At 63.9% G+C, this 24,987-nt stretch carries 23 protein-coding genes; 18 read left to right on the forward strand and 5 right to left on the reverse strand.

What is annotated here, in order from left to right; genetic code table 11:
- Nucleotides 1-12 precede the first annotated feature (12 nt).
- The gene (locus tag D7S86_RS18525) at nucleotides 13-924 is read left to right on the forward strand and encodes a bestrophin family protein (RefSeq protein ID WP_121088339.1); all 912 of its coding nucleotides are present in this window, start codon (nucleotides 13-15) and stop codon (nucleotides 922-924) included.
- Nucleotides 925-940: 16 nt separating this feature from the next.
- Here the strand turns inward: D7S86_RS18525 and D7S86_RS18530 are convergent, their stop codons facing one another.
- On the reverse strand, nucleotides 941-1,378 hold the full coding sequence (locus D7S86_RS18530; protein WP_121088340.1) for a CHRD domain-containing protein: 438 nt from the start codon (nucleotides 1,376-1,378) through the stop codon (nucleotides 941-943).
- Nucleotides 1,379-1,684: 306 nt separating this feature from the next.
- Between D7S86_RS18530 and D7S86_RS18535 the strand changes: the two genes are divergently transcribed.
- Nucleotides 1,685-1,945, forward strand: a complete 261-nt coding sequence (locus D7S86_RS18535; RefSeq protein ID WP_158602021.1) for a DUF4148 domain-containing protein — start codon at nucleotides 1,685-1,687, stop codon at nucleotides 1,943-1,945.
- A gap of 331 nt (nucleotides 1,946-2,276) precedes the next feature.
- On the opposite strand, the gene D7S86_RS18540 is transcribed toward D7S86_RS18535, so the two are convergent.
- From D7S86_RS18540 to D7S86_RS18550, 3 genes are all read right to left on the reverse strand, one after another.
- Nucleotides 2,277-3,551, reverse strand: coding sequence for a porin (locus D7S86_RS18540; RefSeq protein WP_158602022.1), 1,275 nt, complete (start codon nucleotides 3,549-3,551; stop codon nucleotides 2,277-2,279).
- A gap of 706 nt (nucleotides 3,552-4,257) precedes the next feature.
- The gene (locus tag D7S86_RS18545; RefSeq protein ID WP_121088343.1) at nucleotides 4,258-5,427 is read right to left on the reverse strand and encodes a porin; all 1,170 of its coding nucleotides are present in this window, start codon (nucleotides 5,425-5,427) and stop codon (nucleotides 4,258-4,260) included.
- Nucleotides 5,428-5,469: 42 nt separating this feature from the next.
- Complete coding sequence (locus tag D7S86_RS18550; protein ID WP_121088344.1) at nucleotides 5,470-5,862, reverse strand: hypothetical protein; 393 nt, start codon at nucleotides 5,860-5,862, stop codon at nucleotides 5,470-5,472.
- Between the two features lie 269 nt (nucleotides 5,863-6,131).
- Between D7S86_RS18550 and D7S86_RS18555 the strand changes: the two genes are divergently transcribed.
- The 12 genes from D7S86_RS18555 to D7S86_RS18605 all read left to right on the forward strand — a co-directional run bounded on the left by D7S86_RS18555 (nucleotide 6,132) and on the right by D7S86_RS18605 (nucleotide 19,640).
- Nucleotides 6,132-6,446 (forward strand): hypothetical protein, encoded by a 315-nt coding sequence (locus D7S86_RS18555; protein ID WP_147432384.1) that lies wholly within the window; start codon nucleotides 6,132-6,134, stop codon nucleotides 6,444-6,446.
- Nucleotides 6,447-6,464: 18 nt separating this feature from the next.
- Nucleotides 6,465-7,142: a response regulator transcription factor gene (locus D7S86_RS18560; RefSeq protein ID WP_121088346.1), complete on the forward strand. Its 678-nt coding sequence runs from the start codon at nucleotides 6,465-6,467 to the stop codon at nucleotides 7,140-7,142.
- Nucleotides 7,135-8,547 (forward strand): sensor histidine kinase, encoded by a 1,413-nt coding sequence (locus tag D7S86_RS18565; protein ID WP_121088347.1) that lies wholly within the window; start codon nucleotides 7,135-7,137, stop codon nucleotides 8,545-8,547. The genes D7S86_RS18560 and D7S86_RS18565 overlap by 8 nt, the downstream gene beginning before the upstream one ends.
- Nucleotides 8,548-8,820: 273 nt before the next feature.
- Nucleotides 8,821-12,117 carry an efflux RND transporter permease subunit gene (locus D7S86_RS18570; RefSeq protein WP_121088348.1) on the forward strand — a complete coding sequence of 1,099 codons (3,297 nt, stop codon included), beginning with the start codon at nucleotides 8,821-8,823 and terminating at the stop codon, nucleotides 12,115-12,117.
- Entirely contained in the window at nucleotides 12,098-13,276 is a 1,179-nt protein-coding gene (locus tag D7S86_RS18575; RefSeq protein ID WP_121088349.1) for an efflux RND transporter periplasmic adaptor subunit, read from the forward strand. The genes D7S86_RS18570 and D7S86_RS18575 overlap by 20 nt, the downstream gene beginning before the upstream one ends.
- A 40-nt stretch (nucleotides 13,277-13,316) precedes the next feature.
- Entirely contained in the window at nucleotides 13,317-14,834 is a 1,518-nt protein-coding gene (locus tag D7S86_RS18580; RefSeq protein ID WP_121088390.1) for an efflux transporter outer membrane subunit, read from the forward strand.
- Entirely contained in the window at nucleotides 14,831-14,953 is a 123-nt protein-coding gene (locus tag D7S86_RS30445) for a hypothetical protein (RefSeq protein WP_276313466.1), read from the forward strand. The genes D7S86_RS18580 and D7S86_RS30445 overlap by 4 nt, the downstream gene beginning before the upstream one ends.
- A gap of 200 nt (nucleotides 14,954-15,153) precedes the next feature.
- Nucleotides 15,154-15,831 carry a response regulator transcription factor gene (locus tag D7S86_RS18585; RefSeq protein WP_121088350.1) on the forward strand — a complete coding sequence of 226 codons (678 nt, stop codon included), beginning with the start codon at nucleotides 15,154-15,156 and terminating at the stop codon, nucleotides 15,829-15,831.
- A complete protein-coding gene (locus D7S86_RS18590; RefSeq protein WP_240648270.1) occupies nucleotides 15,824-17,254 on the forward strand; it encodes a sensor histidine kinase in 1,431 nt (476 codons plus the stop codon). The genes D7S86_RS18585 and D7S86_RS18590 overlap by 8 nt, the downstream gene beginning before the upstream one ends.
- Nucleotides 17,255-17,366: 112 nt before the next feature.
- Nucleotides 17,367-18,101: a winged helix-turn-helix domain-containing protein gene (locus tag D7S86_RS18595; protein ID WP_121088351.1), complete on the forward strand. Its 735-nt coding sequence runs from the start codon at nucleotides 17,367-17,369 to the stop codon at nucleotides 18,099-18,101.
- A 116-nt stretch (nucleotides 18,102-18,217) separates the two neighbouring features.
- Nucleotides 18,218-18,472, forward strand: coding sequence for a hypothetical protein (locus D7S86_RS18600; protein ID WP_240648271.1), 255 nt, complete (start codon nucleotides 18,218-18,220; stop codon nucleotides 18,470-18,472).
- Between the two features lie 709 nt (nucleotides 18,473-19,181).
- On the forward strand, nucleotides 19,182-19,640 hold the full coding sequence (locus tag D7S86_RS18605; RefSeq protein WP_121088352.1) for an HU family DNA-binding protein: 459 nt from the start codon (nucleotides 19,182-19,184) through the stop codon (nucleotides 19,638-19,640).
- 119 nt (nucleotides 19,641-19,759) lie between these two features.
- Here D7S86_RS18605 and D7S86_RS18610 read toward each other — a convergent pair whose 3' ends face one another.
- Nucleotides 19,760-20,179, reverse strand: coding sequence for a hypothetical protein (locus D7S86_RS18610; protein ID WP_121088353.1), 420 nt, complete (start codon nucleotides 20,177-20,179; stop codon nucleotides 19,760-19,762).
- 123 nt (nucleotides 20,180-20,302) lie between these two features.
- Here D7S86_RS18610 and D7S86_RS18615 point away from each other — a divergent pair, with 123 nt between their 5' ends.
- The 4 genes from D7S86_RS18615 to D7S86_RS18630 all read left to right on the forward strand — a co-directional run bounded on the left by D7S86_RS18615 (nucleotide 20,303) and on the right by D7S86_RS18630 (nucleotide 24,921).
- Nucleotides 20,303-21,238: a LysR family transcriptional regulator gene (locus D7S86_RS18615; RefSeq protein WP_121088354.1), complete on the forward strand. Its 936-nt coding sequence runs from the start codon at nucleotides 20,303-20,305 to the stop codon at nucleotides 21,236-21,238.
- Between the two features lie 52 nt (nucleotides 21,239-21,290).
- Nucleotides 21,291-22,583, forward strand: a complete 1,293-nt coding sequence (locus tag D7S86_RS18620) for an aspartate carbamoyltransferase (protein WP_121088355.1) — start codon at nucleotides 21,291-21,293, stop codon at nucleotides 22,581-22,583.
- 117 nt (nucleotides 22,584-22,700) lie between these two features.
- A complete protein-coding gene (gene atzD, locus D7S86_RS18625) occupies nucleotides 22,701-23,849 on the forward strand; it encodes a cyanuric acid amidohydrolase (protein ID WP_121088356.1) in 1,149 nt (382 codons plus the stop codon).
- Between the two features lie 166 nt (nucleotides 23,850-24,015).
- The gene (locus D7S86_RS18630) at nucleotides 24,016-24,921 is read left to right on the forward strand and encodes a LysR family transcriptional regulator (protein ID WP_121088357.1); all 906 of its coding nucleotides are present in this window, start codon (nucleotides 24,016-24,018) and stop codon (nucleotides 24,919-24,921) included.
- Nucleotides 24,922-24,987: the final 66 nt, after the last annotated feature.

Raw genomic sequence — 24,987 nt, forward strand, 5'->3', positions numbered from 1 at the left:
GAATCCCCGCTTATGATCGTTCGCCCCAATCTGCACTGGCTTCGCATGATGTTCGTCTGGCGCGGGTCGGTGCTCCCGAGCATCCTGCCGCAACTCGGCGTGACTACGGCGTTCGCGCTCGTCGTCACGCTCTGTCATGGACGGCTGTTTGCCTGGAAGATCCCGCTGACCTTCGTGCCGTTCTCGCTGATCGGTTTGACGCTCGCGATCTTCCTCGGCTTTCGCAACAGCACGAGTTACGCCCGTTATTGGGAGGCGCGCGTGCTCTGGGGTTCGATACTCAACGAGACGCGCTCGCTCGCGCGTCAGGCGCTCACGCTGACCGACGACGCCTCCGATGCGCCGCCGTTCGTGCGCGTGCTGATCGCGTTCACGCATGCGCTCCGGCATCAGTTGCGCGACAGCGATCCTTCCGGCGATCTGGCCCGCCTGCTCGAACCGCACGAAATCGAACGCGTCGGCCGCGCGCAATTCAAGCCGGCGGTATTGCTGCTGATCGCCGGCGAACGTCTGCGCGAGATGCGCACGCGCGGCCAAATCGCCCCGGTGCTCGTGCCCGCGATGGAGATCCCGCTCGGCCGCCTGAGCGACGCGCTCGGCGGCTGCGAACGCATCGCGAGCACGCCGATCCCGTTTACATACGCGGTCATTCTGCACCGGACGATCTATCTGTATTGCTTTCTCTTACCTTTCGGATTGCTCGATTCGATTCACGGCATGACGCCCGTCATCGTCGCGTTTCTCTCGTACACGTTCTTTGCGCTCGAAGCGCTCGGCGCGGAAATCGAGCATCCGTTCGGCGTCGAGCCCAACGATCTGGCGCTCGGCGCGATCTCGTCGGGCATCGAGGCGACGCTGCGCGAGATGCTCGGCGAACGCGATCTCGGGCCGAAGCCCGAGCCGGTCGACTATGTGTTGATCTGAGTGCCGATAGGCGTCCTTACATGCCCGGCGTCAACTGGCCGCGGATTTCGCCGCCCGGATGCGCGGCAGTGTGGACGTTGAAATACCACTTGCCCGCGAGCAGATCCGCTTCCTGTTGATCGTTGAGCGTTTGCTTGCCCTGAATCGGGCTCGCGAGGGCGTCCTTCGGGATCGGGATCACGGGCCCGGCGTTCTGACCTTCGGCTGCCGGTCCGTGGAAATGCGCGGCGGTCGCGGCGCCGGACAGGCCGTCATAGGTGACCTTGTAGCCGAAGCTCTTCGTCGACGTGTCGTACGTCGCGTAGAGATGGCCCTTGCCCGTCGTATCGTTCGGCGGGACTTCGCTCGACGGAAGCAGCTCGCTCGTGAAATTCACGGTCTTGGCCAGGACGAGTGCGGGTGCGCACAAACTCAACGACACCGCAACCGCACCGAATACGCGTATCAGTTTCATATTTGTCTCCAGGGATGGAACATTCGACAACGCCATCGGACAACGTGGCCGACACTATCACAGTCCCGCGACCGGGGTAGGGTTGGACCCGGATCGCCACGGTACCTCGACGAGAACGTAGCACGGGGCGTTCTTATTCCATGCGTCCGCATCCAAGGTGGGTCGCTCCTGACGTGTTCGCGCGGACCTAAAGAATCGTTCATATACGCGACACGGATCCGATAGCCCCACAACTCTATTCTTGACTCCAACGATTCGGCACTTCGCTGGATCTGTTCAGATACCCAACCGGGGAAGGAGTCGATGATGAAAAAGGCAATGTTCTGCGTGGTCTTGATGGGTGCAACGGTCGCTGCGTCGGCATCGGCATTCGCGGGGAGTCTGAGCCCCGAGGAAGTGCAGGCGACGCACGTGCTTGCCGGTTCGGAACCGCCGGTTCAGATTCAACAAACGTCGCAACAAATGAATTCGGGACCGAAGACGCGCGCTCAGGTGTATCAAGAGCTCGTCGACGCCGAACGCAGCGGTCAGGTGAGCCAACTGAACGCGACGCTGTACAAGAACTAAACGTCAGGCAAACACCGAGCGGCCGAACAAGCCGCGTATCGCCGCGCCGCCGGACTCGCTGTGTCGAGTACGCGAACGGCGCGGCGATATGCGGCGAGCCAGCCGGGATGGATTCGTGTGACCGTCTCGGCGTATCCGAAGACGGGTGTGCGCGAATGCAATCAAGGGCATGTCATCGTTCGATGACATGCCCTTGATGTTTTATGCCGCGCGCTTTTGCATGCATGCGGCATTCAAGCGTGTCGATGCCGCGAACGCCATGTTTCGCGGCATCGTTGATCCGACCCTGCCGCCGATCGTTCGATCGCCGGCAAGGTCGCGATGCGCGCGCTTAGAACGCCGTACGAATCCCCGTGGCCAGGATGTAGTTCGCACGCTCGTCGCCGATGAACGCATCGCCGTTGTAGTGCGAGAACATGTAGCCGAGGTAGACGTCGGTGCGCTTGCTCAGGTTGTAGTCGGCCAGTGCCGAGTACTGGAGCTGATTGCCGCTTGCCACACCCGTCGATTGCAGCGTTTGCGTGTCGTAGAAGCCGATCGAGACGTCGAGCACCGGCGTGATCTTGTAGTCGCCGCCCGCGAAGTACAGATTCGTCTTCGACGGGTGGACCGTGTTCGTGACGGTGCCCGTGTAGCCGTAGTAGTTGACCGACGAACCGTTGACGATCGGATCCGACGGCGCCTTGAGTTCATAGTGCTCGAAGCCGCCCTTGAACGTCAGCGGGCCCCAACCGTACTTCGCGGCGATCATGAAGTCTTCGTCGTCGTTGAGCGTCAGCGCGCCGACGTTCGTGCCGACGGCCGTGCTCGTCGCGGCATTCGCGCCCGTGAGGCCGCCCGCGTGCAGGACGTCGGTCGCTTCGTAGTACGTGGCTTGCACGCCGAACGTGCCCGACTCATAGCCGAGGTTCGCGCCGAACGTCGATCCCGCGCGGAAGTCGCCTGCCTGACCGCCGAAGCTGTACGACAAGCCGAAGTTGACGTTGTCGAAGCGGTTCGTGTACTTGATGTTGTTATCCGTACGCGAGCCTTCCGTGATGCCGCCCGCCGAATACGAACCCGAGAAGCCGAGCGGCGAGAACAGCTGCGCGGCGTGCATCGGATCGTAGTTCGTGATCGTGTCGTAGCCGAGCGTCGTCGTGCGGCCGAATGCGATCGAGCCGAAGCGGCTGTCGCGCAGGCCGACGAATGCGCCGCGATTGAACAGCTGACCGTCGAGTGCCGATGCCGCGGCCATCGTGTTGTTGGTGCCCGCGAGCGAAGCCGCCGCGTTGTTCAGCGTACCGCTTTGCACGTTGATACCCGACTCGAGGCCGAAGAACGCCGACATGCCGCCGCCGAGGTCTTCCGTGCCCTTGATACCCCAACGCGAGTCGGAAATACCGCCGTTGAACATCCCCGTGACCGAGTTGCCGTCCTTCACGCTCGTCTTGTTGACCGGATTGACCGTGGACGGAAATTCGGAGCTGCCGTTCGCGCTGTGTTCGATCGTGCCCACTGCGACGTCGAGGATCCCGTAGAGCTGGATGGAGCTGCCGTCGTCCGCGTGCGCTACGCCTACGGCGGAGCTCAGAATTGTGGCGGCGGCGATCAGATGTTTTTTCATGTCGACAGATTCTGTTAAGGAAAGATGTGTCGCGCGGGCATGACGAAAAGCGTTTCGCATGCAGTGCGAGCAAGCGAAGACTAAGCAGAATGTGTGACTCGATTCGCTCAAACAGGGCCTCTCCGATGAATGATTATTTAAGCGAATTTAATTGCGTTAGAGGAAATCCAGAAAATCGGAGTCAACCTGACAAAACGCTAAATAAAACAAGCATCAAGGCGGCGCACGACGAACGAACGCGGCGTGCGAAGCGCACGCCGATGCATCGATCTCCGAATTGAAAAGTTGCACGCGAGCAACGAGCGTACGCGGGAGGGCGAGGCGTCCGGTCGCGCTTGCGATCGACGGGCAAAAAAATGGCGCGCTGACCGTGAGGAAAGCGCGCCCAATCACCTTAGATCCGTTGGTCGGCGCCGGATCAGGACCGTGCACGGAATCAGGCTGGCGACCATGACCCGATGCACGTGAACCTGCCGACAAGCGAAGCGGTCGCGGAGAGACTGACTCTAAATTCAGAGGCATCGCGTACCGGCATGTCTTGGCCCGGAGCCCGGCAAACCGACCAACGCGTTCGAGCAGCCGACTCAAGGCCGCTCAAACCCGGGGTGTCCGGATCATCGATCCGGACGAAATCTCTAGATGGATGGCATGCGGATCAAACGCGCACGGCATGTCGAGCGCGCGTTTGATCCACTGCCTGTCTTCCTTAAAAATGGTGGCGAATGCCGACCATAAACATCTTCTGCGAGTTCGACGACGAATCGTTGCCGAAGTCGGCGAACGAGGCCGTCGCCGCGACGATCTCGCCCGTTTCGCCGCTGATCGTCTGGCCCGACGCGTGTTGATAACCCGCCAGCGCATAGAGATCCGTGCGCTTGGACAGGAAGTAATCGGCGCCGAGGCTGACCTGGTTATAAATGGCGTCGACGCCGTTGCCGTCGCCCTTCGTGTAGTTGTAGCCGACGCCGAGCAGTGCGGCAGGCGTGAGCTGGTAGTTCATGAAGAACTGCCCCGTGTTGAAGTGCGTATTGTTGTCGCTCGCCGACGGACCCGCGTAGTTGTCGTATTCGACGTTGCTGTACGCGATGCCGACCGTGAACGGTCCGAATACGTAATCGCCCGCGGCGCGGATGATTTGCAGCGAGTTCGCCGTCACGAAGCCGCCCGTGATCGCATCCGAATCGTTCGCGAAGCTCGCGTTCGGATTCAGGCCGTCGAAAGTGCCCGACGTCCCGTTGCTGTTCGCATGGAAATAGCCCGCGCCGAAGCCGAACGGGCCGTTGTTATAGGCCGCCGCGATCGCATACGTCTGCCCGCTGCCCGTCGCGCCCGCCTGGCCGCCGAATGCGTACATCGCCGACATCTGGAGTCCGGAGAGATTCGGGCTCGTGTACTTGACCGAGTTATCGGTCCGGTAGCTGTTGTCGTAGTTGTCCATGTCGCCCGGCGTCGCGAACGTCGAGCCGAACGCGCCGTCGTTGGTCAGCGGCTGGATCAGATCGATCAACGGATCGTATTGACGGCCAAGCGTCACCGAACCGTATTGCGTGCTGTCGAGGCCGACCCATGCCTGACGTCCGAAGAGGCGGCCGCCCTGGCCTTGCTTGCCGTTGTCGATATTGAAGCCGCTTTCGAGCTTGAAGATGGCTGACAGACCGCCGCCGAGATCTTCATTGCCTTTGAGGCCAAAGTTGTTCGGCGACATATTGCCGGACATCATTTCGAATGTGCGGCCGCTTTGTCCGTCCGTGCCCTTCTGATTGCTGAAGTACGCGAGCGACGTATCGAGCGCGCCGTACAGCGTGACGCTGTTCTGCGCTTGCGCGAGCGATGCGACGCCTGCGAGACATGCCGCGGCAATGAGCTTGTATTTCATCTGCGCTCCCTGTGAGTGTGCGAAGGTGGGCTGTCCCCGGATTTAGTTTGCGAGGCCTTCTATGGGCACACTGCGTTCGAGTTGTTCGTTGAGCGATTGAACGAGACGTTCAAGGCTCGGGCGCGGAATCGCGTAGCACGTCCAGCCGAGACCCGGATGCCGCATCAGCATGACGGTCCCGTCGAACAGCGGATTGCTTTGGAGATGCCAGCTCGGGTCGACTTCGACGAGGAAGGGTTTCTTCGAATCGACTTCCATATCGACGCACGGTTGCATTTCCGAGCGCAGGCGACCGAGTTCCTCGATCAAGGCATCGACCGTCGGCGTATCGAGGATGAGGCTGCCCGTATCGAGCGACAGACGCACGCCTTTGTCGCCGTATGCGTTGACGGGTTCAATATGCAGCGCGGCTTTGGCGGGCGCGTGAGTCGACATGTGCGGTCTCCGAAGATGTGCGGATCGTCGCATGCACGCCGTGTCTCGAACTTAATAAGTGATATCCGGTGCATGAAGCATTTTTTAAGACTTCGCGTGCGGGCGAGGCCGTACCCGATGCGAATACATATACCTGCCCATGGTTTCAGATGCGCCGATATGAAGGCGTTTTGAAACAGTAAAAAATCCTTAATCTTCGATTGCGGCCTAATTTATTCACGGTCCTGCATGCTTGCCGCACGCTTTGGCGCATCCCAATCGAGGACCGCATGAAATTGTCTAAGAGCCGCATCCGAGTCCGTGTCATACCGTGCGTGCACCTTGCCGCGCTCGCATGCGCGGTGGCCATGCCGTGCGCCTACGCGCAATCGAACAATGACGCGGCGCACAAACCGGCCACGCTGATTTCCTATGCGGGCAATCCCTCGAACGATGCGCTCGCCGGGCACGTGGAGACGATCGCGCCCGCAGGCGCACTGCCGTCGCGCCGCGATACGCTGCGCGCGGAAGTCGTCGGCCAGCTTCGACAGACCGTGCATGACAGCGAACTTGCGGGCTTGCAGGACATTTATTCGCATCCCTGATAGAGGACGATGAGCGTCATGGCGACCGTGCTGACGATTGAAGACGACGAAATCACCGCGAAGGAAATCATCCGCGAATTGACCGAATGCGGTTTCCAGGTGGACTGGGCGAGTTCGGGGCGCGAGGGCATGTCGAAGGTCATGATCGGCAATTACGACGCCGTCATGCTCGACCGCATGCTGCCCGATATCGACGGTCTCACGATCCTGCGCACGATGCGCGGCGTCGGGATGGAGACTCCGGTGCTGATGCTCAGCGCGCTGAGCGACGCGGACGAGCGCGTGCGCGGCCTGCGCGCGGGCGGCGACGATTATTTGACCAAGCCGTTCGCATCGCAGGAGATGTCGGCCCGGCTCGAGATTTTGCTGCGCCGACATCAACGCGGCAGCAAACGCGAGACGGCGCTGCACGTCGGTCCGCTCGATCTCGACCTCGTGTCGCGGCGCGCATCGTGCATGGGCGTCGAGATTCCCTTGCTGCCGACCGAATTCCGCGTCCTCGAATTCATGATGCGCAACCCGAGCCAGGTCCTCACGCGCACGATGATCTTCGAGGCGGTTTGGGGATATCGCTTCGATCCGGGTTCGAACCTGATCGACGTGCACGTCGGCCGTCTGCGCAAGAAGCTCGAAGGCGTCGAAGCCGCGTCGAAACTGCTGCAGACCGTACGCGGATCGGGATACATCCTTGGTTAAGGCGCCATCGATCTGGCGCACGTCGACGTTTCGTCTCGTCGCGCTTTATGCGCTGGTGTTCTGCGTTTCGATCGGCGCGTTGATCTGCTTTGTCCAATTGCAGATCAACGCCTATATGTATCGTCAGATCGACGATGAACTGAACTGGGCGCGGCGGTATTTCGTGTCGTTTCCCGTCAGCGAGATCGATCGTCATATCGAGAGCCGCGTCGCGCGCGACCACCTCGGGCACAGCCACTATGCGATCTTCACGCCCGAGCGCGTCGCGGTCGTGGGTGATATCCGGACCATGCCTGCCGCGATGCACGCGAATAGCGTGCCGTATTCGGTCGCGTCGCTCGACTTGACCGACGGCCAGGCGCGGCCCGATGCGCGCGCGCTCGCGACGCGACTCGCGGACGGCCGCATTCTGCTCGTCGCCTACGACGCCGGCGATTGGGTCGAGATCACCGACGGCTTGCTCAAGGCGCTCGCCGCGGGCGGGGTCGTCATGCTCGTGGTCGGCGTCGGCGGCGTATTCGTCTGGAGCGTGCGGCCGATTCGCCGCATTCTCGAAGTCCAGCGGATCGCGCAGCGCGTCGTGCGCGGCGATCTCAAGCAGCGCATGCCGGTCACGGGCCAGCACGACGAGCTCGATATGATGTCCGGCATCATCAATCACATGCTCGGCGATATCGAGGGACTCGTCGGCGAGGTCAAGAGCGTCTGCGATGCGATCGCGCATGATTTGCGCACGCCGCTCGCGCGCCTGCATACGCTGCTGCACGGGCTCGAATCGACCTTCGAGGATGACGAGCCTCGACGTCACACCGTGCAACAGGCGATCGATCAGACCGACACGCTGCTCGGACGTTTCGCCGCGTTGCTGCGCGTCTCGGAGATCGAGCAGCTTCAGCGCCGCAGCGGCTTCAGCGAACTCGACCTCGATGGTTTGCTGACCGACATCCACGAGCTTTACGCACCGCTCGCCGACGCGAAGCAGGTCGAGTTCGAGCTCGATCTGCGTCATGCGGCGGCGATTCACGGCGATCGCGGACTGCTGTTCGAAGCCATCAGCAATCTCGTCGACAACGCGATCAAGTTCGCGCCGCAGGGCGGAAAAGTCGCGCTCGGCGTGCGCAAGCTGCGCGCGGGTTGCATCGCGATCGATGTGTGCGATAACGGTCCGGGGATTCCCGAGGAGGAGCACGAGGCCGTGCAGAAGCGCTTCTATCGCGGGCGGCGCAATCAGTCGGAGCAAGGGCACGGCCTTGGACTCAGCATCGTCGCGGCCGTGGCGCGGCTTCATGAATTCCGGCTCGAAATCGGTGCGAGCGACGGCCTTACGCGGATCTCGATTCATTGCGACGCGTATGTCGCGCCGCCGCTCGAACGCCCGAATCTGGTGATCGGCAACGCCGTCTAGACGGCGCCGGTCCTTGCGCCACGCCACGTCTCACGCGCCTCACGACGCGACGTCCGACGCGGCAAGCCCGTCGTGCGCTCGGCACGCGGGCTCTCGATGCACGGATCGGCGCGCGCCGATCCGATCCGCGCGGCGTTCTTCCGCGCGCGACGACCCCATTTTCAAGTTTGTTTCATGTGCCGATGCGCGCTTATTTACGCGTCGATCGTCATCATGAGGCCGGACCTATTCGATCGAATGGAGCACGTTCAGATGCAGCGGGAGCCTCACTAGATGTTAAAGATCGTACGGCTTGCCCTCGTGCGGCCCTATACCTTCATTGTGCTTGCGCTGCTGATTCTGCTCGCGGGCCCGTTGGCGGCGTTGCGTACGCCGACCGATATTTTTCCGGACATCAAGATTCCGGTCATCAGCGTCATCTGGACGTATAACGGTTTGTCGCCCGACGATATGGCGGGCCGGATCATCTTCTCGTACGAACGCACGCTGAGCTCGACCGTCAACGACATCAAGTCGATTCAGTCGACATCGTTGCCGGGCTTCGGCATTGTCAAGATCTTCTTCCAGCCGAACGTCGATATCCGCACGGCGACGGCGCAGGTCACGTCGATCTCGCAGACCGTGCTCAAGTCGTATCCGGCCGGCATCACACCGCCGCTGATCATCAACTACAGCGCGTCGACCGTGCCGATCATGCAGCTCACGCTGTCGAGCAAGACGGTCGGCGAATCGCGCTTGTTCGACTACGCGAACAGCTTTATCCGGCCGAAACTCGCGAGCATCGCGGGAGCGTCGATCGCGCAGCCGTACGGCGGCAAGGTCCGTGAAGTTCAGGTCGACGTCGATCCGCAAGCGTTGCGCTCGAAGGGACTCTCGCCGCAGGACGTCGACGATGCGCTTGCGTCGGGCAATCAGATCACGCCTGTCGGGACCGAAAAAATCGGCCCCGACGAATACGAGGTCAAGCTCAACAACAGTCCGGACGTCATCGACGCGCTCAACGATCTGCCGATCAAGACGATCGACGGCACGCCCGTGCTGATTCGCGACGTCGCGCACGTGCGCGACGGCTATCCGCCGCAGACCAATGTCGTGCGCGTCGACGGCGGCCGGTCCGTATTGCTCACGGTGCTCAAGAGCGGCTCGGCGTCCACGCTCGACATCGTCAACGGCGTGCGCGACATGCTGCCCGAGATCCGCAAGACGCTGCCGCCGGGCATGGAACTCAATGTGATCACCGACCAGTCGGTGTTCGTCAAGGGGGCGATCAGCGGCGTGGCGCGCGAAGGGGTCATCGCCGCGGCGCTCACGAGTCTGATGATCCTGCTGTTCCTCGCGAGCTGGCGCTCGACGCTGATCATCACGGCGTCGATCCCGCTCGCCGTGCTCGCCTCGATCACGGCGCTGTCCGCGCTCGGCGAGACGCTCAACATCATGACGCTCGGCGGTCTCGCGCTCGCGGTCGGGATTCTCGTCGACGATGCGACGGTCACGATCGAGAACATCAACTGGCACCTCGAACAGGGCAAGGGCGTCGAGCAGGCGATCATGGACGGCGCAAAGCAGATCGTCGGTCCGGCGTTCGTCTCGCTGCTCTGCATCTGTATCGTGTTCGTGCCGATGCTGTTGCTCGACGGCGTCGCGCGCTATCTGTTCGTGCCGATGGCCGAGGCGGTGATCTTCGCGATGATCGCGTCGTTCATCCTGTCGCGTACGCTCGTGCCGACGCTCGCGAAGTACTTGCTGCGTCCGCATCAGGCGGGAACCGCGCATGCGTCGACCGAACTCGAAATGATGATGCAGCCGCACGGCGCGCACGACGGACAAGGCCACCAAGGCGGCCACGATGCACACGGCGCGCACGGCGCCGAGCATGCGGACACCCTGCCTCCGACGCGTAATCCGTTCAAGCTGTTCCAGCGCGGATTCGAACGGCGTTTCTCGGCGATTCGCGCGGGTTATCGGCAGATCCTGATACGCGCGCTCGAACGTCGCGGCGTCTTTATCGCGGGTTTTCTCGGCGTGACGCTGCTGTCGTTCGCGCTCGTGCCGACGTTGGGCCGCAATTTCTTCCCGGATGTCGACGCGGGGCAGATCGCGATTCACGTGCGCGCGCCCGTCGGCATGCGCATCGAGGACACGGCCGCGTTGTTCGATCGGATCGAGCAGAAGATCCGCGACACGATTCCGCCGAACGATCTGTCGACCATGGTCGACAATCTCGGGCTGCCCGTCAGCGGCCTCAATATCGCCTATAACAACACCGGCACGATCGGCGAACAGGACGGCGATCTGCTCGTGAGCCTCGACGAACATCACGCGCCGACGGCCGGCTACGTCAAGCAGCTTCGGGCGGTCTTGCCGCAGGCGTTCCCGGGTGTGACGTTCGCGTTCCTGCCCGCCGACATCACGAGCCAGATCCTGAACTTCGGTTCGCCCGCGCCGATCGATCTGCAGGTCCGGGGCCGGAATCTGCAGACGGACGCCGCGTATGCGACGCGCCTGCTGCGTCAGGTCCGCGAGATTCCGGGCGTCGCCGACGCGCGGATCCAGCAGTCGCTTCAGCGTCCGCAGCTTCGTGTCGATGTCGATCGGACGCGCGCAAGCGAACTCGGCATCACCGAGCGCGACGTCACGAACGCGTTGACGGTCGCACTCGCGGGCAGTTCGCAGGTCGCGCCTTCGTACTGGCTCAATCCGCGCAACGGCGTGTCGTATGCGATTTCGGCCCAGACGCCGCAATACAGCATCGACAACATCTCCGATCTCGAAGACCTGCCGGTCACGGGTGCGGCGGGGCGGCCGCCGCAGATCCTCGGCGCGCTCGCGACGATCTCGCGGCATCGCAGCGACGCCGTGGTCTCGCACGAGTCGATCGAGCCGGTCATCGATATCTATGCGACGACGCAGGGTCGCGATCTCGGCGGCGTCGCGAGCGCGATCAACCGGATCGTCAAAGCCAACGCGGACAACGCGCCGACCGGCGTGTCGGTGCACCTCGAAGGTCAGGTGCAGACGATGAACACCGCTTTCGCGGGGCTGTTGTTCGGCCTCGTGGGCGCGATCGTGCTGATCTATCTGCTGATCGTCGTGAACTTCCATTCGTGGCTCGACCCGTTCGTCATCATCACGGCGCTGCCGACGGCGCTCGCGGGCATCGTCTGGATGTTGTTCGTCACGCATACGACGCTGTCGGTGCCCGCGCTCACGGGCGCGATCATGTGCATGGGCGTCGCGACCGCGAACTCGATTCTCGTCGTGAGCTTCGCGCGCGAACGTCTCGCAGCCACGGGCAACGCGATGCAGGCCGCCGTCGAGGCCGGCTTCACGCGCTTCCGTCCCGTGCTGATGACGGCGCTCGCGATGATCATCGGCATGGCGCCGATGGCGCTCGGTCTCGGCGACGGCGGCGAGCAGAACGCGCCGCTCGGCCGCGCCGTGATCGGCGGTCTGCTTGCCGCGACGTGCGCGACGCTGTTGTTCGTTCCTGTCATTTTCAGCCTCGTGCATCGGCGCGACGGCGCTCATCCCACACATTCCGGAGAAGCAGATGGTCGATCGGAAGCATGACGGCCCGCGCGCGCGCCGTCACGTCATCGCAATCGTTGCAGTGCTGATCGTCGGCGCGATCGTCGGCGAAGGCGTCTGGAGCCGCGCCCACGCGCGCGCGGGGCTCGAAACCTGGACCCAACAGCAGGCGATCGCGACGGTCAACGTCGTGCAGCCCGCATTCACGCAGGGCGCGCAGCAACTCGTGTTGCCGGGCCGCCTGGCCGCGAACTACGATGCGCCGATCTATGCGCGCGTCAGCGGTTATCTGAAGACATGGGACGTCGATATCGGCACGCATGTTCATAAAGGTCAGGTGCTCGCCGAGATCGAAACGCCCGATCTGAATGCGCAGCTCTCGCAGGCGCAGGCCGATCTCGCGAACGCGAACGCGGCGGCGCAGCTCGCGCAGAGCACGGCCAAGCGCTGGCAGCAGATGCTCGATACGGATTCGGTCTCGCAGCAGGCCGTCGATGAAAAGACGAGCGACGCGCAGGTCAAGCAGGCCGCGGTCGAGGCCGCGCGCGCGAATGTGCAGCGGCTTGCGGCACTCGAGGCGTACAAGACGATCACCGCGCCGTTCGACGGCATCGTCACGGAACGCCACACCGATATCGGCGACCTCATCAACGCGGGCGGCGGTCAGGGACCGGAGTTGTTCCGCGTCGCCGATGAACGGCAGTTGCGCGTCTATGTCGACGTCCCGCAAAACGATGCGGCCGCGATCGGTTCGAAGCTGCAGGCGACGCTGACGGTGCCCGAACGGCCGGGCAAGGTCTTCGACGCGCAATACGTGAGCAGCGCGAGCGCCGTCAATACGGCGACCGGCGCGGTCACGATCGAGCTGCTCTGCGACAACGCGAAGGGACAATTGATTCCGGGCGCTTATACGCAGGTGCATCTGACGCTTGACGGCGGCGGCGCACGCGCGCTGCAGATCCCGTCGAGCGCGCTGATGCTCGGCGATCATGGCGTGCGCGTCGCGACGATCGGCGCCGACGGGCGCGTCGTCATGAAGCCCGTCACGATCTCGCGCGATCTCGGTCAGGTCGTCGAGATCGGCGCGGGCATCGGACCGCAGGATCGCGTCGTCGACAATCCGCCGGATTCGCTCGAACAGGGCGACCCAGTGCGTATCGCGCGCGCCGCGCATGCAGGGGCCGCCGATGCGCAAGGTTAAGCACGGGATCGTCGAACGGGCTGTGAGCGCGATGGGCACGATGGGCGCGGCGCTCACCGTGCCGGTCGCCGCGTCGCTCGTCTCGTTGCTCGCGGGATGCTCGCTCGCGCCGGTCTACCAGGCGCCGGTCGTCAATGTGCCGACGCAGTTCAAGGAGCAGGCGCCGTGGGGTAAGGCCGCTCCGGCCGATCGTCTCTCGCGCGGCGACTGGTGGGCGCTCGCGCACGACGCGGTGCTCTCGGGGCTCGAAGCGCAGGTCGACAAGGCCAACCCCGATCTCGCGGCCGCGCTCGCGCGATACGACGAATCGAGTGCGTATCTCGCGCAGACGCAGGCCAGGCAGTATCCGAACGTCGGGCTCGGCGCGAGCGTCACGAACAACCGGCAATCGGACACGCGTCCGTTGCGCAGCAGCACGCAGCCGTCCGAATACGGCGCGGATACGCTCGGCGTCGAACTCGACTACGACTTCGACCTCTGGGGCAAGATCCGCAACGAGGTCGTCGCGAGCAAGGATCTCGCGCAAGCGAGCGCCGACGATATGGAGTCGGTGCGCTTGAGCCTGCATGCCAGGCTGGCCGATGCGTATTTCTCGTTGCGCGGTGACGACGCGCAGTTGCGTTTGCTGCGCGACAGCGAAGCGGCGTATTCGCGCGCGCTCGCGATCGCGACGCATCGCTTCCAGGGCGGCATCGCGCCCGCCGAAGACATGACGCGCGCGAGCACGAGCCTCTATACGGTGCGCGCGCAAATCTCGGACGTCGAGGGGCAACGCGCGCTCAACGAGCACGCGATCGCGAGTCTGGTTGGCGTGCCCGCGTCGAACTTCTCGATTTCGCCGGACCCGGCGCCGTTGAACTTCGACGCGATCCCGGTCGACGTTCCGTCGACGCTGCTCGAACGCCGGCCCGATATCGCGGCGGCCGAGCGGCGCGTGGCGGCCTCGAATGCGGCGATCGGCATTGCACGCGCGGCGTTTTTCCCGGACCTGACGATTTCGCCGATCATCGGCTTTCAGAGCACGGGAGCATCGAGCTGGCTCACGGCGCCGAATCTGTTCTGGACCATCGGTCCGGCGCTGACGCAGACCTTGTTCGATGCGGGGGCACATGAAGCGAAGCTGACCGCCGCGCGCGCGAAGCTCGACGAGTCGGCAGCCATCTATCGCGCGACCGTGCTTCATGCATTCCAGCAGGTCGAGGACAATCTCGCGCTGCTCGGCAAGCTGCGCGACGAGGCGCGGTCGCAGGATCTCGCGGTCAGCAATGCGCGCCGCACGCTCGAACTCGCGCTCGATCAGTATCAGGCCGGCGCGGTCAGCTATCTCGACGTCTTCGACGCGCAGACGGCCGCGCTCGACACGGCGCGTTCGGCGATCGACGTACGCACACGCTATCTGCACGCGAGCGTCGGTCTCGTGCGTGCGCTCGGCGGAGGATGGTCGGCGACGCCCGAGGCGGCGCAGTCGCCGCGTCCGAACGATACGCGGCAAGGCATGACGCACGACGCCGACGTCGCGACGGCGGGGCAAACAGGTATGGAGGTGAGTCAGCGATGAAATGGATGACTGCGTTTGTCGTGGCCTGCGCGTTGTTGCTCGGCGGGTGCGCCGGGCTGCATCCCGATCACCAGGATTGCATGGGCCCGCCGTCGTTTTGCAATCTCTATGGCAATTGATGGACGGCCTCGCGCCGTGCCGCTTGGAGGCGGGGACAGGGATCGATACCTAAATTCTTCTTCATGAAACCGAAAGACGTTCTGGGCGGGCCGCACCTTACACTGTGCTTGGGGCTCGCGTAGAACGGAAACGCCGCGCGGTCCGCGCGTTTCGTCGATGCGCCTTTGACGTTTCCGATTTATCCAAGCAGGTCGGTGTCATGGCCAAAGTTCTTACGATCGAAGACGATGCGGCGGTAGCCGAGGAAATTCTGACGACGCTCGGCAGCCACGGTTTCGCGACCGAGTGGGTCGATAACGGACGCGACGGCATGGTGCGCGCGATGACCGGCGGCTATGATGCGATCACGCTCGATCGCCTGTTGCCGGGCGTCGACGGCCTGACGATCGTGGCGACATTGCGCAGCCTCGGCATCGAGACGCCTGTGCTGATGCTCAGCGCGCTCGGCGATGTCGACGAACGCGTGCGGGGCCTGCGCGCGGGCGGCGACGATTATCTGACCAAGCCGTTCGACGTCGAAGAGATGGCGGCGCGGCTGCATGTGCTGTTGCGGCGCCAATCGGAGATCGACGCCGAGCCGTCGCGCACGCTGAGCGTCGATACGCTCGAACTCGACCTCGCCGCGCGGACCGCGCGGCGCGCGGGCGTCGCGATCGACTTGCTGCCGACCGAATACCGGCTGCTCGAATTCCTGATGCGTAACGCGGGGCAGCTCGTGACGCGCGGCATGGTGTTCGAAGCGGTCTGGGGGTATCACTTCGACCCGGGCAGCAATCTGATCGATGTGCACCTGGGGCGCCTGCGCCGCAAGATCGACGTGCCCGACGCGCGTCCGCTGATTCGTACCGTTCGAGGATCGGGGTACATTCTTGAATAGCCTGACTCTACCCGCCGCGCCGCCATCGTCGGACGCGGCGCTCCCGCAGCGCTGGCACACGTCGACATTCCGGCTGCTGACCGCGTATTCCCTGCTGTTTTCCCTGACCGTCGTCGCGATTCTCGGCGTGTTCATGTGGCGCGCGACCGCGGTCATGTCCGATCAGATCGATCGCACGCTCTATTGGGAAGCGCATTACTACGTGAGGCTCAACGCGTCCGACATCGAGTCGGCGATCAACCGGCGCGTCGCGCAGCAGCAGGAGCACTACCGGTCGAGCTTCTTCGGCGTGTTCGATGCGCATGGCGCGCATCTCGCGGGCGACATTCGCACGTTCCCGCAGAATCTGCGCATCGACGGCGTCGGGCATCGCGTCGATCCGGGCCTCGACGTCAGCGACGCATCGAGTCCCCGCACGCGCGCGCTCGCGGTGCGGCTGCCGGACTCGCGGGTCGTCGTCGTCGCGCGCGATGTCGGCCCGATCAAGGAGTTTCATGACGCGATCCGCGATACGCTCGTTTGGACCGGGCTGCTCGCGCTGGTCGCCGGCATGGGCGGCGGGTACGTCATGAGCGTGCGCCAGTTCCGGCGGATTCATGAAACCCAGCGCGTGATCGAGCAGATCGTCAACGGCAATCTCGATCGCCGATTGCCGACGGGCGGGCGCGACGAGCTCGACATGCTCGCGCATCTCGTCAATCACATGCTCGAACGCATCGGGCGGCTGATGGCCGAGGTCAAGGGCGCGTGCGACGGCGTCGCGCACGATCTGCGCACGCCGCTCGCGCACGTGCGCAAGACGCTGTCGCAGGCGCAGCATCGCGCCGCGCAATTGTCGGACCCGCCCGATGCGGAACTCACGGGTCTGATCCAATACGCCGAAGCGAATACCGACGCGTTGCTCGAACGTTTTCGCGCGATGCTGCGGATTTCCGAAATCGAGTCGATGCGCCGCCGCGGCGAATTCGACCAGTTCGCCTTGCGTCCCTTGCTTGCGGATCTCGAAGACCTCTATCGGCCGCTGGCCGAGGACAAGGGCATCGCATTTTCGAGCGATATCGGCGAAACGGACGACCTCGTCATTCATGGCGATCGCGCCTTGCTGTTCGAAGCATTGAGCAATCTGCTCGACAACGCGATCAAGTTTACTAAGCAGGGCGGCGTCAAGCTCGAGCTGTCCGCGACGCAGGCGGGCCCGCGCATCGAGGTGCGCGATACGGGCATCGGCATCGCGGAATCCGAACGCGACGCGGTGCTCCAGCGCTTCTATCGCTCCGAAGGCAGCCGGCATATCGCGGGCTCGGGTCTCGGTCTGTCGATCGTGTCCGCGGTCGTCGGGCTCCACGACTTCGGACTCGCGATCGAATCGGCGAACCCCGGCACGCGGATCCGGCTCGATTGCTGGAAGCGCGCGCTCGTCTAGGGACACGCCCGAACACGCATGGCGACACCCGCCTGACTGTTTCTCGCTCCATTCATGCGAGCGCGCCGCGCCGAGTGTGCGCGCTCGACGATATTCGACCCGGACACGATCGATGCGAATTCTGCTGATCGCAGCCGATAGCGTGCAGACACGCTATCTGAGCAAGGCGCTGACCGAGGCGGCGCATAGCCTCGAATGCCAGACTGAATGGCGCGACGCGATATTCGTCGCATCGAGCGAGCGTTTTGACGCCGTCGTGCTGCATGCGAACGCGTTCGAGGACATCGCGAATGCCGACATCGTGTCGAGCGTGCGCGAACTCGCGGGCCACACGCGCGGCGCGACGCTGGCCGTCATCGCGGATCTGCCCGATCCCGCCGTCCGATCCGAATTGCTCTGGCTTGGCGTGGATGCCTGCTTTACGCGCCAGTTCTCGTTCATGGAGCTCCATGAACGCCTGCGGCGTCTCGACGCATTGCGCATCAAACGGCGCGACGGCGCGCCGCGCGCACCCGGAGAGACGTCGCGCGACACGACCGACGACACCCTCAAACTCGATGCATCCGCTCGCGCGGCCGTACAGGGCGACCGACGCGCGGCACTCTCGCGCCACGAATTCATGGTGCTCGAATGCTTGCTGCGCGCGCGCGAAGCGACGATGGAACGCGCTGAAATGACGCGGTATGCATGGCCCGACAAGGACGAGATCAACCCGGCCGGCGTCAATCTTGTGATTTCGCACTTGCGCAAAAAGCTCGATGCCGCCTGCTTCGATGTCCGTATCGAGACGGTCGCGGGCGTCGGTTACCGGCTCGTGACGTCGCGCGCAATGCAGCGCGCGTGCTAAACAATCCTTCATGCTGAATATGCCGGGCTGCTAGCCGGGGGTCCTTAACCTGTTCACTGACCGCATCGCCTGTCATTTCGACGACGACGGCATCGATAGAAGACAGAGGACTCGATATGAAAACCTTGACGATCGCGTGCATCGCATTCGGTATGTTGGCCGCGGGCCAGACCATGGCTCAGGCCGCTGATTCGACGCAAGGCGCGGCACCGGCGCAGAGCGCAACGGCGCCGACGACGCAGGTCTCGATGGTGGCCGACGCAGGCGTCGCCCAACCCGAAACGCGCGCACAGGTCTATCAGGATCTCGTGCATTCGGAACACGACGGGCAGATCAAGCAGCTCAATTCGACGATTTACGCGCACCATTGAGCGCCGCGCACCGGCCGGACACTGTTCCCGGCCGAGTGTCGCGCGCCGATCCTGCCGTGCACCGGATCGCGAGTCGGCCTCGTTCGACGCATCCCGGTGATACCGGCCCGAAGTCCTTTTTTCCCCTCCGCTTTCACTATCGTTCGCTTTGCACGCGAAGCGACTGGAACCGATCCGACGCGATGCGTTCGCGCGGATGCACACCACGCCTGCCTCGATGAGGTGCCGCACCGTCGCGCGATGCGCGATGTCCCACCGTGCGTCGTCTGTCCTATATTCCCCGCAAAGACTCACCGAATCGCGTTAGCGCACGTATCTGGAGAACGTATCCGGAACGTGTTCTGCATGCATACGATATGCATACGGATGCGCATGCCGCGAGTCGGATCGGCGTGTGCCGACGTGCCCTTCAAGTTCGAAAACGCGTTGCCGTTAACAGTTTGGACCTTCAGGCATGCATTCAACGCCTGCGGGTTGCGATGCATGCGTCGTACGACAGAGCGGATAAAAAAGCTGCAAAAAGCGCTGTTTTGATCGGTATGCGCTGAAAAGTGGGACCCTGTACCCCACTTTGAATAAAAAAAGCGTCGTCTCGGGGTCAAGAGATGATGCGCGGCGCAGCGTTTCCGCTATTATTTTGCCCAGCGCAACGCGTGGCCGGGGTTCGGCGACACAGCGCGCTCGTTCAACTCATCAAATTCATTTCCATATGGCGACCAAATCTACTGCGACTGCTGCAAAGAAGGCTCCTGCCAAGAAGGCCGCTCCGGCCAAGAAGGCAGTGCCCGCTAAGAAGGCTGCTGCTCCGAAGGCGGCTGCTCCGAAGGCTGCCGCTGCAGCTCCGGCAGCACCGAAGCCGCTCAAGGATGTGTTCAACAAGTCGAGCCTCACGAGCCACCTCGTCGAGCAAACGCAACTTGAGCCGAAGGTCGTGAAGCTGGTGCTCGCGCATCTCGAAGCGACGGTGCTCGGCGCGGTGCATAAGAAGGGTGCGGGCGAGTTCACGCTGCCGGGTCTGCTGAAGGTCACGGTTCAGCAAGTGCCGGCCAAGAAGAAGCGCTTCGGCAAGGATCCGTTCACGGGCCAAGAGCGCTGGTTCCCGGCGAAGCCCGCGAGCGTCAAGGTCAAGGTCCGTCCGCTGAAGAAGCTCAAGGACTCGGCAGCCTGAGTGCCATGATGTAACGCAGGCCCAAGCCCGAAGTCAGCGGCAAAAGGCTGGAATGGCCGCCGGATTCACGAATCGAATCCGGCGGCCATTTTTATTGCATCTGCGATGAAGCCGTCGGTTTATTTGCGCGAGAGGATCGCGAGCATCTCGACGAGCCATTGCGGCGAGCACGTAAACGGGACCCAACCGAAGCCCGTATGGCGCAGCATCATGAGCTTGGTGCCGTTCGGACCGGACTGCGATGCGATGATCGGATCCTGTGTCGCCGCAAACGTCTTGCCCGGCGCGACCTGATGCGGAACCTCGGGCGTCATCGTCGCGCGCACTTGCGCGAGTTGATCGATGAGCGCCGAGACGTCGTGCGGTCCGAGCGCGATGGTCTGGCCGCCGATCGTCATCGTGATGACGTTTTGTTGCGGACGCGCAAGTTCGAGCGTCGGTGGGGTCGACGGCGGCGGCGACGCATCGGCGGGCTTGCCGTCGGACGAGAGGTCGCTGACGCGCTGTGCGAGTTCGTCGAGTTGCGACTGAATATCCATATGAGCGTGTTCCGTACGACGAGACATAAGTCCGCGATTCTACCCGCATGCGCCGCCGCGCTTGCGTAACAGGATGTACGGGTCGCGTGCGCGCGCGGACTCGCGTTTTCGACAGGGCTCAGCATGGATCGATTGCAGGCGATGACGACGTTCGTGGCGGTCGCCGAGACCGGCGGTTTCGCATCGGCCGCGCGCAAGCTCGCGGTCTCGCCGTCGGTCGTGAGTCGTGTCGTGACCGAACTTGAAACCCATCTCGGCGTGCGTCTGCTGACGCGCACGACGCGCGTCGTGCGGCTCACCGATGCCGGAAGTGCCTATTTCGAGGACTGCCGGCGCATTCTGTCCGAGATCGACGATGCCGAACTCTCGGCCGCGGGCACGCATGGCTCGCCGCGCGGCCAGCTCGTCATCACGGCGCCGACCCTGTTCGGCCGCATGCACGTGATGCCCGTCGTCACGGCGTACCTGTCGCGCTATCCCGATGTCGACGCGCATTGCTGGTTCGTCGATCGCGTCGTCAATATGGTCGAGGAGGGTATCGATGTCGCGATCCGCATCGGTCCGCTCGCGAACTCGACGTTGCAGGCGGTGCGTGTCGGCGAGGTGCGGCGCCTGCTCGTCGCATCGCCCGAGTATCTCGCGCGCATGGGCGTGCCGACGCGTCCGGAGGACTTGCATGCGCATCAGGCGATCCTCACATCGGGAAGTTCGGCGCCGAGCGAGTGGCGCTTCGGCGGCGACGCGCATTTCATGACGACGCCGATCCGCGCGCGACTCACGGCGACGACCAATGATGCGACGATCGCCGCGGCCGAATCGGGCTTCGGCATTGCGCGCGCGTTGTCGTATCAGGTCGTCGACGCGATCCGCGCGGGTCGTTTGCGCATCGTGCTCGCCGAATTCGCCGAGCCCGCGGTGCCGATTCACGTCGTCCATCGCGAAGGACGCCATGCCGCGCGCAAGGTCCGCGCGTTTCTCGATATGGCGATCGACGCGCTGCGATCGAATCCCGCGTTGAACGATGCGAGCACGCTCGAGCAGCGCCCGCCCTTGACTTGATTGGTCGAATTGATACTATACGCGGCGCGTATATATTCGATCGGGTGATTCCATGGGCGCTCCTCAACAAGTTTTCCTTCGCGACGCGATGCGGCGTCTGAACATGACGCGCGACGCGTTTTCGAGTCGCATCGGCGTATCGCGCAGAGCGCTCGATACCTGGCTGCTGCCCGAGGACTCGCAGGAATGCCGCGCGATGCCCGAGATCGTCGAACGCTTCGTGACCGAGATTCTCGGCAGCGACGATGCGACAGCGAAGGCTACGCAAAGCGTATATTTCGCGCCGACGTCGACGCAGATCCTATTCGAAGGCCGTCCTCAATTGATCTCGGTCGATCAGTTCTCGCGCGACTCGGTCGAAGCGCTGTTTCGCGTGGCCGACGTCATGCAGCCGATAGCGCGGCGCCAGAAGATCTCGCGCGTTCTCGAAGGCGCGGTGCTCGGCAATCTGTTCTTCGAAGCGAGCACGCGTACGCGCGTGAGTTTCGGCGCGGCATTCTGCCGGCTCGGCGGTTCGGTCTGCGACACGACGGGGTTCACGTTCTCGTCGATGGCCAAGGGCGAGTCGATCTACGACACGAGCCGCGTGATGGCGGGCTATGTCGATGCGCTCGTCGTCCGGCATCCCGAGCAAGGCGCGGTGGCCGAGTTCGCGCGCGCGACGCACGTGCCCGTCATCAACGGCGGCGACGGGCCCGGCGAGCATCCGAGTCAGGCCTTGCTCGATCTCTATACGATCCAGCGCGAGTTTTCGCGGCTCGGCAAGATCGTCGACGGCGCGCATATCGCGTTCGTCGGCGACCTCAAATACGGACGCACCGTGCATTCGTTGAGCAAGCTGCTCGCGTTGTATCGCGGACTCAAGCTGACGCTCATCGCGCCGCGCGGGCTTGAAATGCCGACGTATATCCTCGACCAGATCTCGCGCAACGGACACGTCGTCGAGCAGACGCCGAATCTCGTCGAAGGGTTGCGCGGGGCCGACGTCGTCTACGCGACACGGATCCAGAAAGAACGCTTCGCCGACGAATCGATCGAGGGCTATACGCCCGACTTCCAGATCAATCAGGCCTTGCTCGATCGCGCGTGCGGCCGCGATACGCTGCTCATGCATCCGCTGCCGCGCGACAGCCGCCCGGGCGCGAACGATTTGAGCACCGATCTGAACCACGATCCGCGCCTCGCGATCTTCCGCCAGACCGATAACGGCATTCCGGTGCGCATGGCGTTGTTTGCCGTGCTGCTCGGCGTCGAATCCCAGGTTCAGCATTCGATGCGCGATGCGACGTGGCGTCATCCCGCGTTTCTGGGTCCTGACGACGCGATCTTCGACGGCATCGATTAGCGATCGGAACGGGCGTGCATGCGCGGACGCTCGCATGCCGAGCCGTGCGTTTCTTGCAGCAGTGAGCATTTGTTTTCGCGCTGGTCGATACGCGCGGGCGATTTCACAATCGGCTGCATGACCACCTTGCGCACTGTAAAAGTCCATCGCATCGGCACCGCCGGCCCCGACGACATCGAAGGGCTCCGGCGTGCGATCGACGATGGCGAGATCGACCCGAAAGGGATTGTCGCGATCCTCGGCAAGACCGAGGGGAACGGCTGCGTCAACGACTTCACGCGAGGCTACACGAGCCATGTGCTCAAGCACGCGCTCGCGTCATGGCGCGGCAGCGCGCCCGACGCGATCGCGCGCGATGTGGCGATCGTGATGTCGGGCGGCACCGAGGGCGGATTGTCGCCGCATCTGCTCGTGTTCGAAGTCGGCGCGATCGGCCTGGCGCCGTCCGAGGCAGTGTCTGTCGTGCCGTCGCTTGCCGTCGGCGTCGCGATGACGCGCGCGTTCGCGCCCGAGGAGATCGGGCGCATGCCGCAGGTGGAGGCCACGGCCGACGCCGTGCGGCGCGCGATGCAGGAGGCCGGCATCGAGTCCGCTCGCGACGTCCACTATGTGCAGGTCAAGTGCCCGTTGCTGACGAAGCAACGGATCGCCGATGCGCATCAACGCGGCCGATCCGTCGCGACCCTCGATACCTATCGCTCGATGGGCTATTCGCGCGGCGCCTCGGCGCTCGGCATCGGACTCGCCTTGGGCGAACTGCGCGCGGACCAGGTCTGCGACAGCGAGATCTGCAGCAACGCGGCGCTGTATTCGGGCGTCGCGAGCACGTCCGCGGGCATCGAGCTCATGGAGAACCAGATCCTTGTCGTCGGCAATAGCCCTCGATGGGGCGGCGATCTTGTCATCGGTCATGGCGTCATGCAGGACGCGATCGACACGGACGCCGTGTTCGACGCGCTCGCGCCCCTGACCCTGTCCGAGCCGGGGCGGCTCACGCGCGCGGAGCGCGAGCGCGTGGTCGCGGTGCTCGCCAAAGCCGAACCGTCGGCGAGCGGCGAGATACGCGGCCGGCGTCATACGATGCTCGACGACAGCGACATCCAGGCATCGCGGCACGCGCGCGCGCTGGTCGGCGGTGTGCTCGCGGGTGTTTTCGGCGATACGCAGCTCTTCGTCTCGGGCGGGGCCGAGCATCAGGGTCCCGACGGCGGCGGTCCGGTCGCCGTGATCGCGTCGCGCGCGCCGTCGCGTCTTGTCCCGCGCTGACGCCGCGATATCCTGCTATCTTCATGAGCCCCGATGTCCGGGGGGCTCAAACGCGCACGACAGTCCGCGGCGGGCGACGGCGTGGATCGATCGTCGCTGCCCGGTGCGATGTCGACGCGCCGCCTGCGCATCGCGCAGGCGCTTCGATGAGGACGAGATCGCTCCGATGCAGCATGTCAAATGGCTCACGTCATTCGTGACCGTCGCCGAACACGCTTCGATACGCGAGGCCGCCGAACGGCTCCATCTCTCGTCGTCCGCGCTCAATCGCCAGATCCTCGATCTCGAGGGCGAACTCGGCACGCCGTTGTTCGAACGGCATGCGAGAGGGGTGCGGCTGAGCGCCGCCGGCGAGGCCTATCTCGTGTACGCGAAGCGCGCGTTACGCGAGGCCGAGGCCGTGCATGCGCATATCGACGCATTGAAGGGACTGCGGCGCGGGCATGTCGGCATCGCCGCCGTGGCCGCGATCGCCGATGAGCGGCTGATGGCGCTGATCGTCGAGTTTCAGCGGACGCATGCGCAGGTCGGGATCACGCTGACGGTGCTCGGTGCGGAACAGGTCGTCGAAGCGGTCGTGCAGAACGACGCGGATCTCGGATTGACGTTCAATACCCCGGGCCAAAGCGACTTCCACGTGCTCGCAAGCACGCCCTATTCGATTCACGCGATCGTGACCGAAGATCATCCGCTTGCGGCGCAGGACCGGGTTTCGATCGCGGCGCTTCACGCGTATCCGCTGGGTCTCGGCGATCGGAGCTGGGGCGGCCGGCGTTTGCTCGACGAATACCTGCATGCGTCGGGCATGCGTCTCGAGCCGCAGATCGTGTCGAATGCGTTCGAGGTGTTGGCGCAATTCGTCCGGCTGTCGTCGGGTGTCTGCCTGCAGATTCGCGCGGGGGCGCGCCGCGAGGCGATCGGTGGCGGCCTCGTCGCGCTTCCGGTCACGGAACTGCAGAAATACGCGCGCGTCATGACGCTCGGCAGCCTGCGAGGCCGCACTTTGCCGAGCGCAGCCGCGCGCTTCGCGGAGTGTGTTCAGACGGCGTGTTTTCCGAGCGAGCAGTCTTAGTGCGGCATCGGGGGCCGCGGTCTGGGTCCGCTTTTGGGGCTGCTTTCCCGATGTGCGTGTCGAGTC

It is taken from the genome of Pararobbsia silviterrae (assembly GCF_003628125.1).
Lineage (GTDB): Bacteria > Pseudomonadota > Gammaproteobacteria > Burkholderiales > Burkholderiaceae > Pararobbsia > Pararobbsia silviterrae.

What these genes read in the sequence shown, in the direction of transcription:
- atzD (WP_121088356.1), top strand. Translation starts at nt 22,701, where the DNA reads ATGACCACCTTGCGCACTGTAAAAGTCCATCGCATCGGCACCGCCGGC.
- D7S86_RS18580 (WP_121088390.1), top strand. Translation starts at nt 13,317, where the DNA reads ATGGGCGCGGCGCTCACCGTGCCGGTCGCCGCGTCGCTCGTCTCGTTG.
- D7S86_RS18630 (WP_121088357.1), top strand. Translation starts at nt 24,016, where the DNA reads ATGCAGCATGTCAAATGGCTCACGTCATTCGTGACCGTCGCCGAACAC.
- D7S86_RS18595 (WP_121088351.1), top strand. Translation starts at nt 17,367, where the DNA reads ATGCGAATTCTGCTGATCGCAGCCGATAGCGTGCAGACACGCTATCTG.
- D7S86_RS18605 (WP_121088352.1), top strand. Translation starts at nt 19,182, where the DNA reads ATGGCGACCAAATCTACTGCGACTGCTGCAAAGAAGGCTCCTGCCAAG.
- D7S86_RS18540 (WP_158602022.1), bottom strand. Translation starts at nt 3,551, where the DNA reads ATGAAAAAACATCTGATCGCCGCCGCCACAATTCTGAGCTCCGCCGTA.
- D7S86_RS18600 (WP_240648271.1), top strand. Translation starts at nt 18,218, where the DNA reads ATGAAAACCTTGACGATCGCGTGCATCGCATTCGGTATGTTGGCCGCG.
- D7S86_RS18560 (WP_121088346.1), top strand. Translation starts at nt 6,465, where the DNA reads ATGGCGACCGTGCTGACGATTGAAGACGACGAAATCACCGCGAAGGAA.
- D7S86_RS18585 (WP_121088350.1), top strand. Translation starts at nt 15,154, where the DNA reads ATGGCCAAAGTTCTTACGATCGAAGACGATGCGGCGGTAGCCGAGGAA.
- D7S86_RS18570 (WP_121088348.1), top strand. Translation starts at nt 8,821, where the DNA reads ATGTTAAAGATCGTACGGCTTGCCCTCGTGCGGCCCTATACCTTCATT.
- D7S86_RS18615 (WP_121088354.1), top strand. Translation starts at nt 20,303, where the DNA reads ATGGATCGATTGCAGGCGATGACGACGTTCGTGGCGGTCGCCGAGACC.
- D7S86_RS18525 (WP_121088339.1), top strand. Translation starts at nt 13, where the DNA reads ATGATCGTTCGCCCCAATCTGCACTGGCTTCGCATGATGTTCGTCTGG.
- D7S86_RS18530 (WP_121088340.1), bottom strand. Translation starts at nt 1,378, where the DNA reads ATGAAACTGATACGCGTATTCGGTGCGGTTGCGGTGTCGTTGAGTTTG.
- D7S86_RS18535 (WP_158602021.1), top strand. Translation starts at nt 1,685, where the DNA reads ATGAAAAAGGCAATGTTCTGCGTGGTCTTGATGGGTGCAACGGTCGCT.
- D7S86_RS18610 (WP_121088353.1), bottom strand. Translation starts at nt 20,179, where the DNA reads ATGGATATTCAGTCGCAACTCGACGAACTCGCACAGCGCGTCAGCGAC.
- D7S86_RS18550 (WP_121088344.1), bottom strand. Translation starts at nt 5,862, where the DNA reads ATGTCGACTCACGCGCCCGCCAAAGCCGCGCTGCATATTGAACCCGTC.
- D7S86_RS18620 (WP_121088355.1), top strand. Translation starts at nt 21,291, where the DNA reads ATGGGCGCTCCTCAACAAGTTTTCCTTCGCGACGCGATGCGGCGTCTG.
- D7S86_RS18555 (WP_147432384.1), top strand. Translation starts at nt 6,132, where the DNA reads ATGAAATTGTCTAAGAGCCGCATCCGAGTCCGTGTCATACCGTGCGTG.
- D7S86_RS18575 (WP_121088349.1), top strand. Translation starts at nt 12,098, where the DNA reads ATGGTCGATCGGAAGCATGACGGCCCGCGCGCGCGCCGTCACGTCATC.
- D7S86_RS18545 (WP_121088343.1), bottom strand. Translation starts at nt 5,427, where the DNA reads ATGAAATACAAGCTCATTGCCGCGGCATGTCTCGCAGGCGTCGCATCG.
- D7S86_RS30445 (WP_276313466.1), top strand. Translation starts at nt 14,831, where the DNA reads ATGAAATGGATGACTGCGTTTGTCGTGGCCTGCGCGTTGTTGCTCGGC.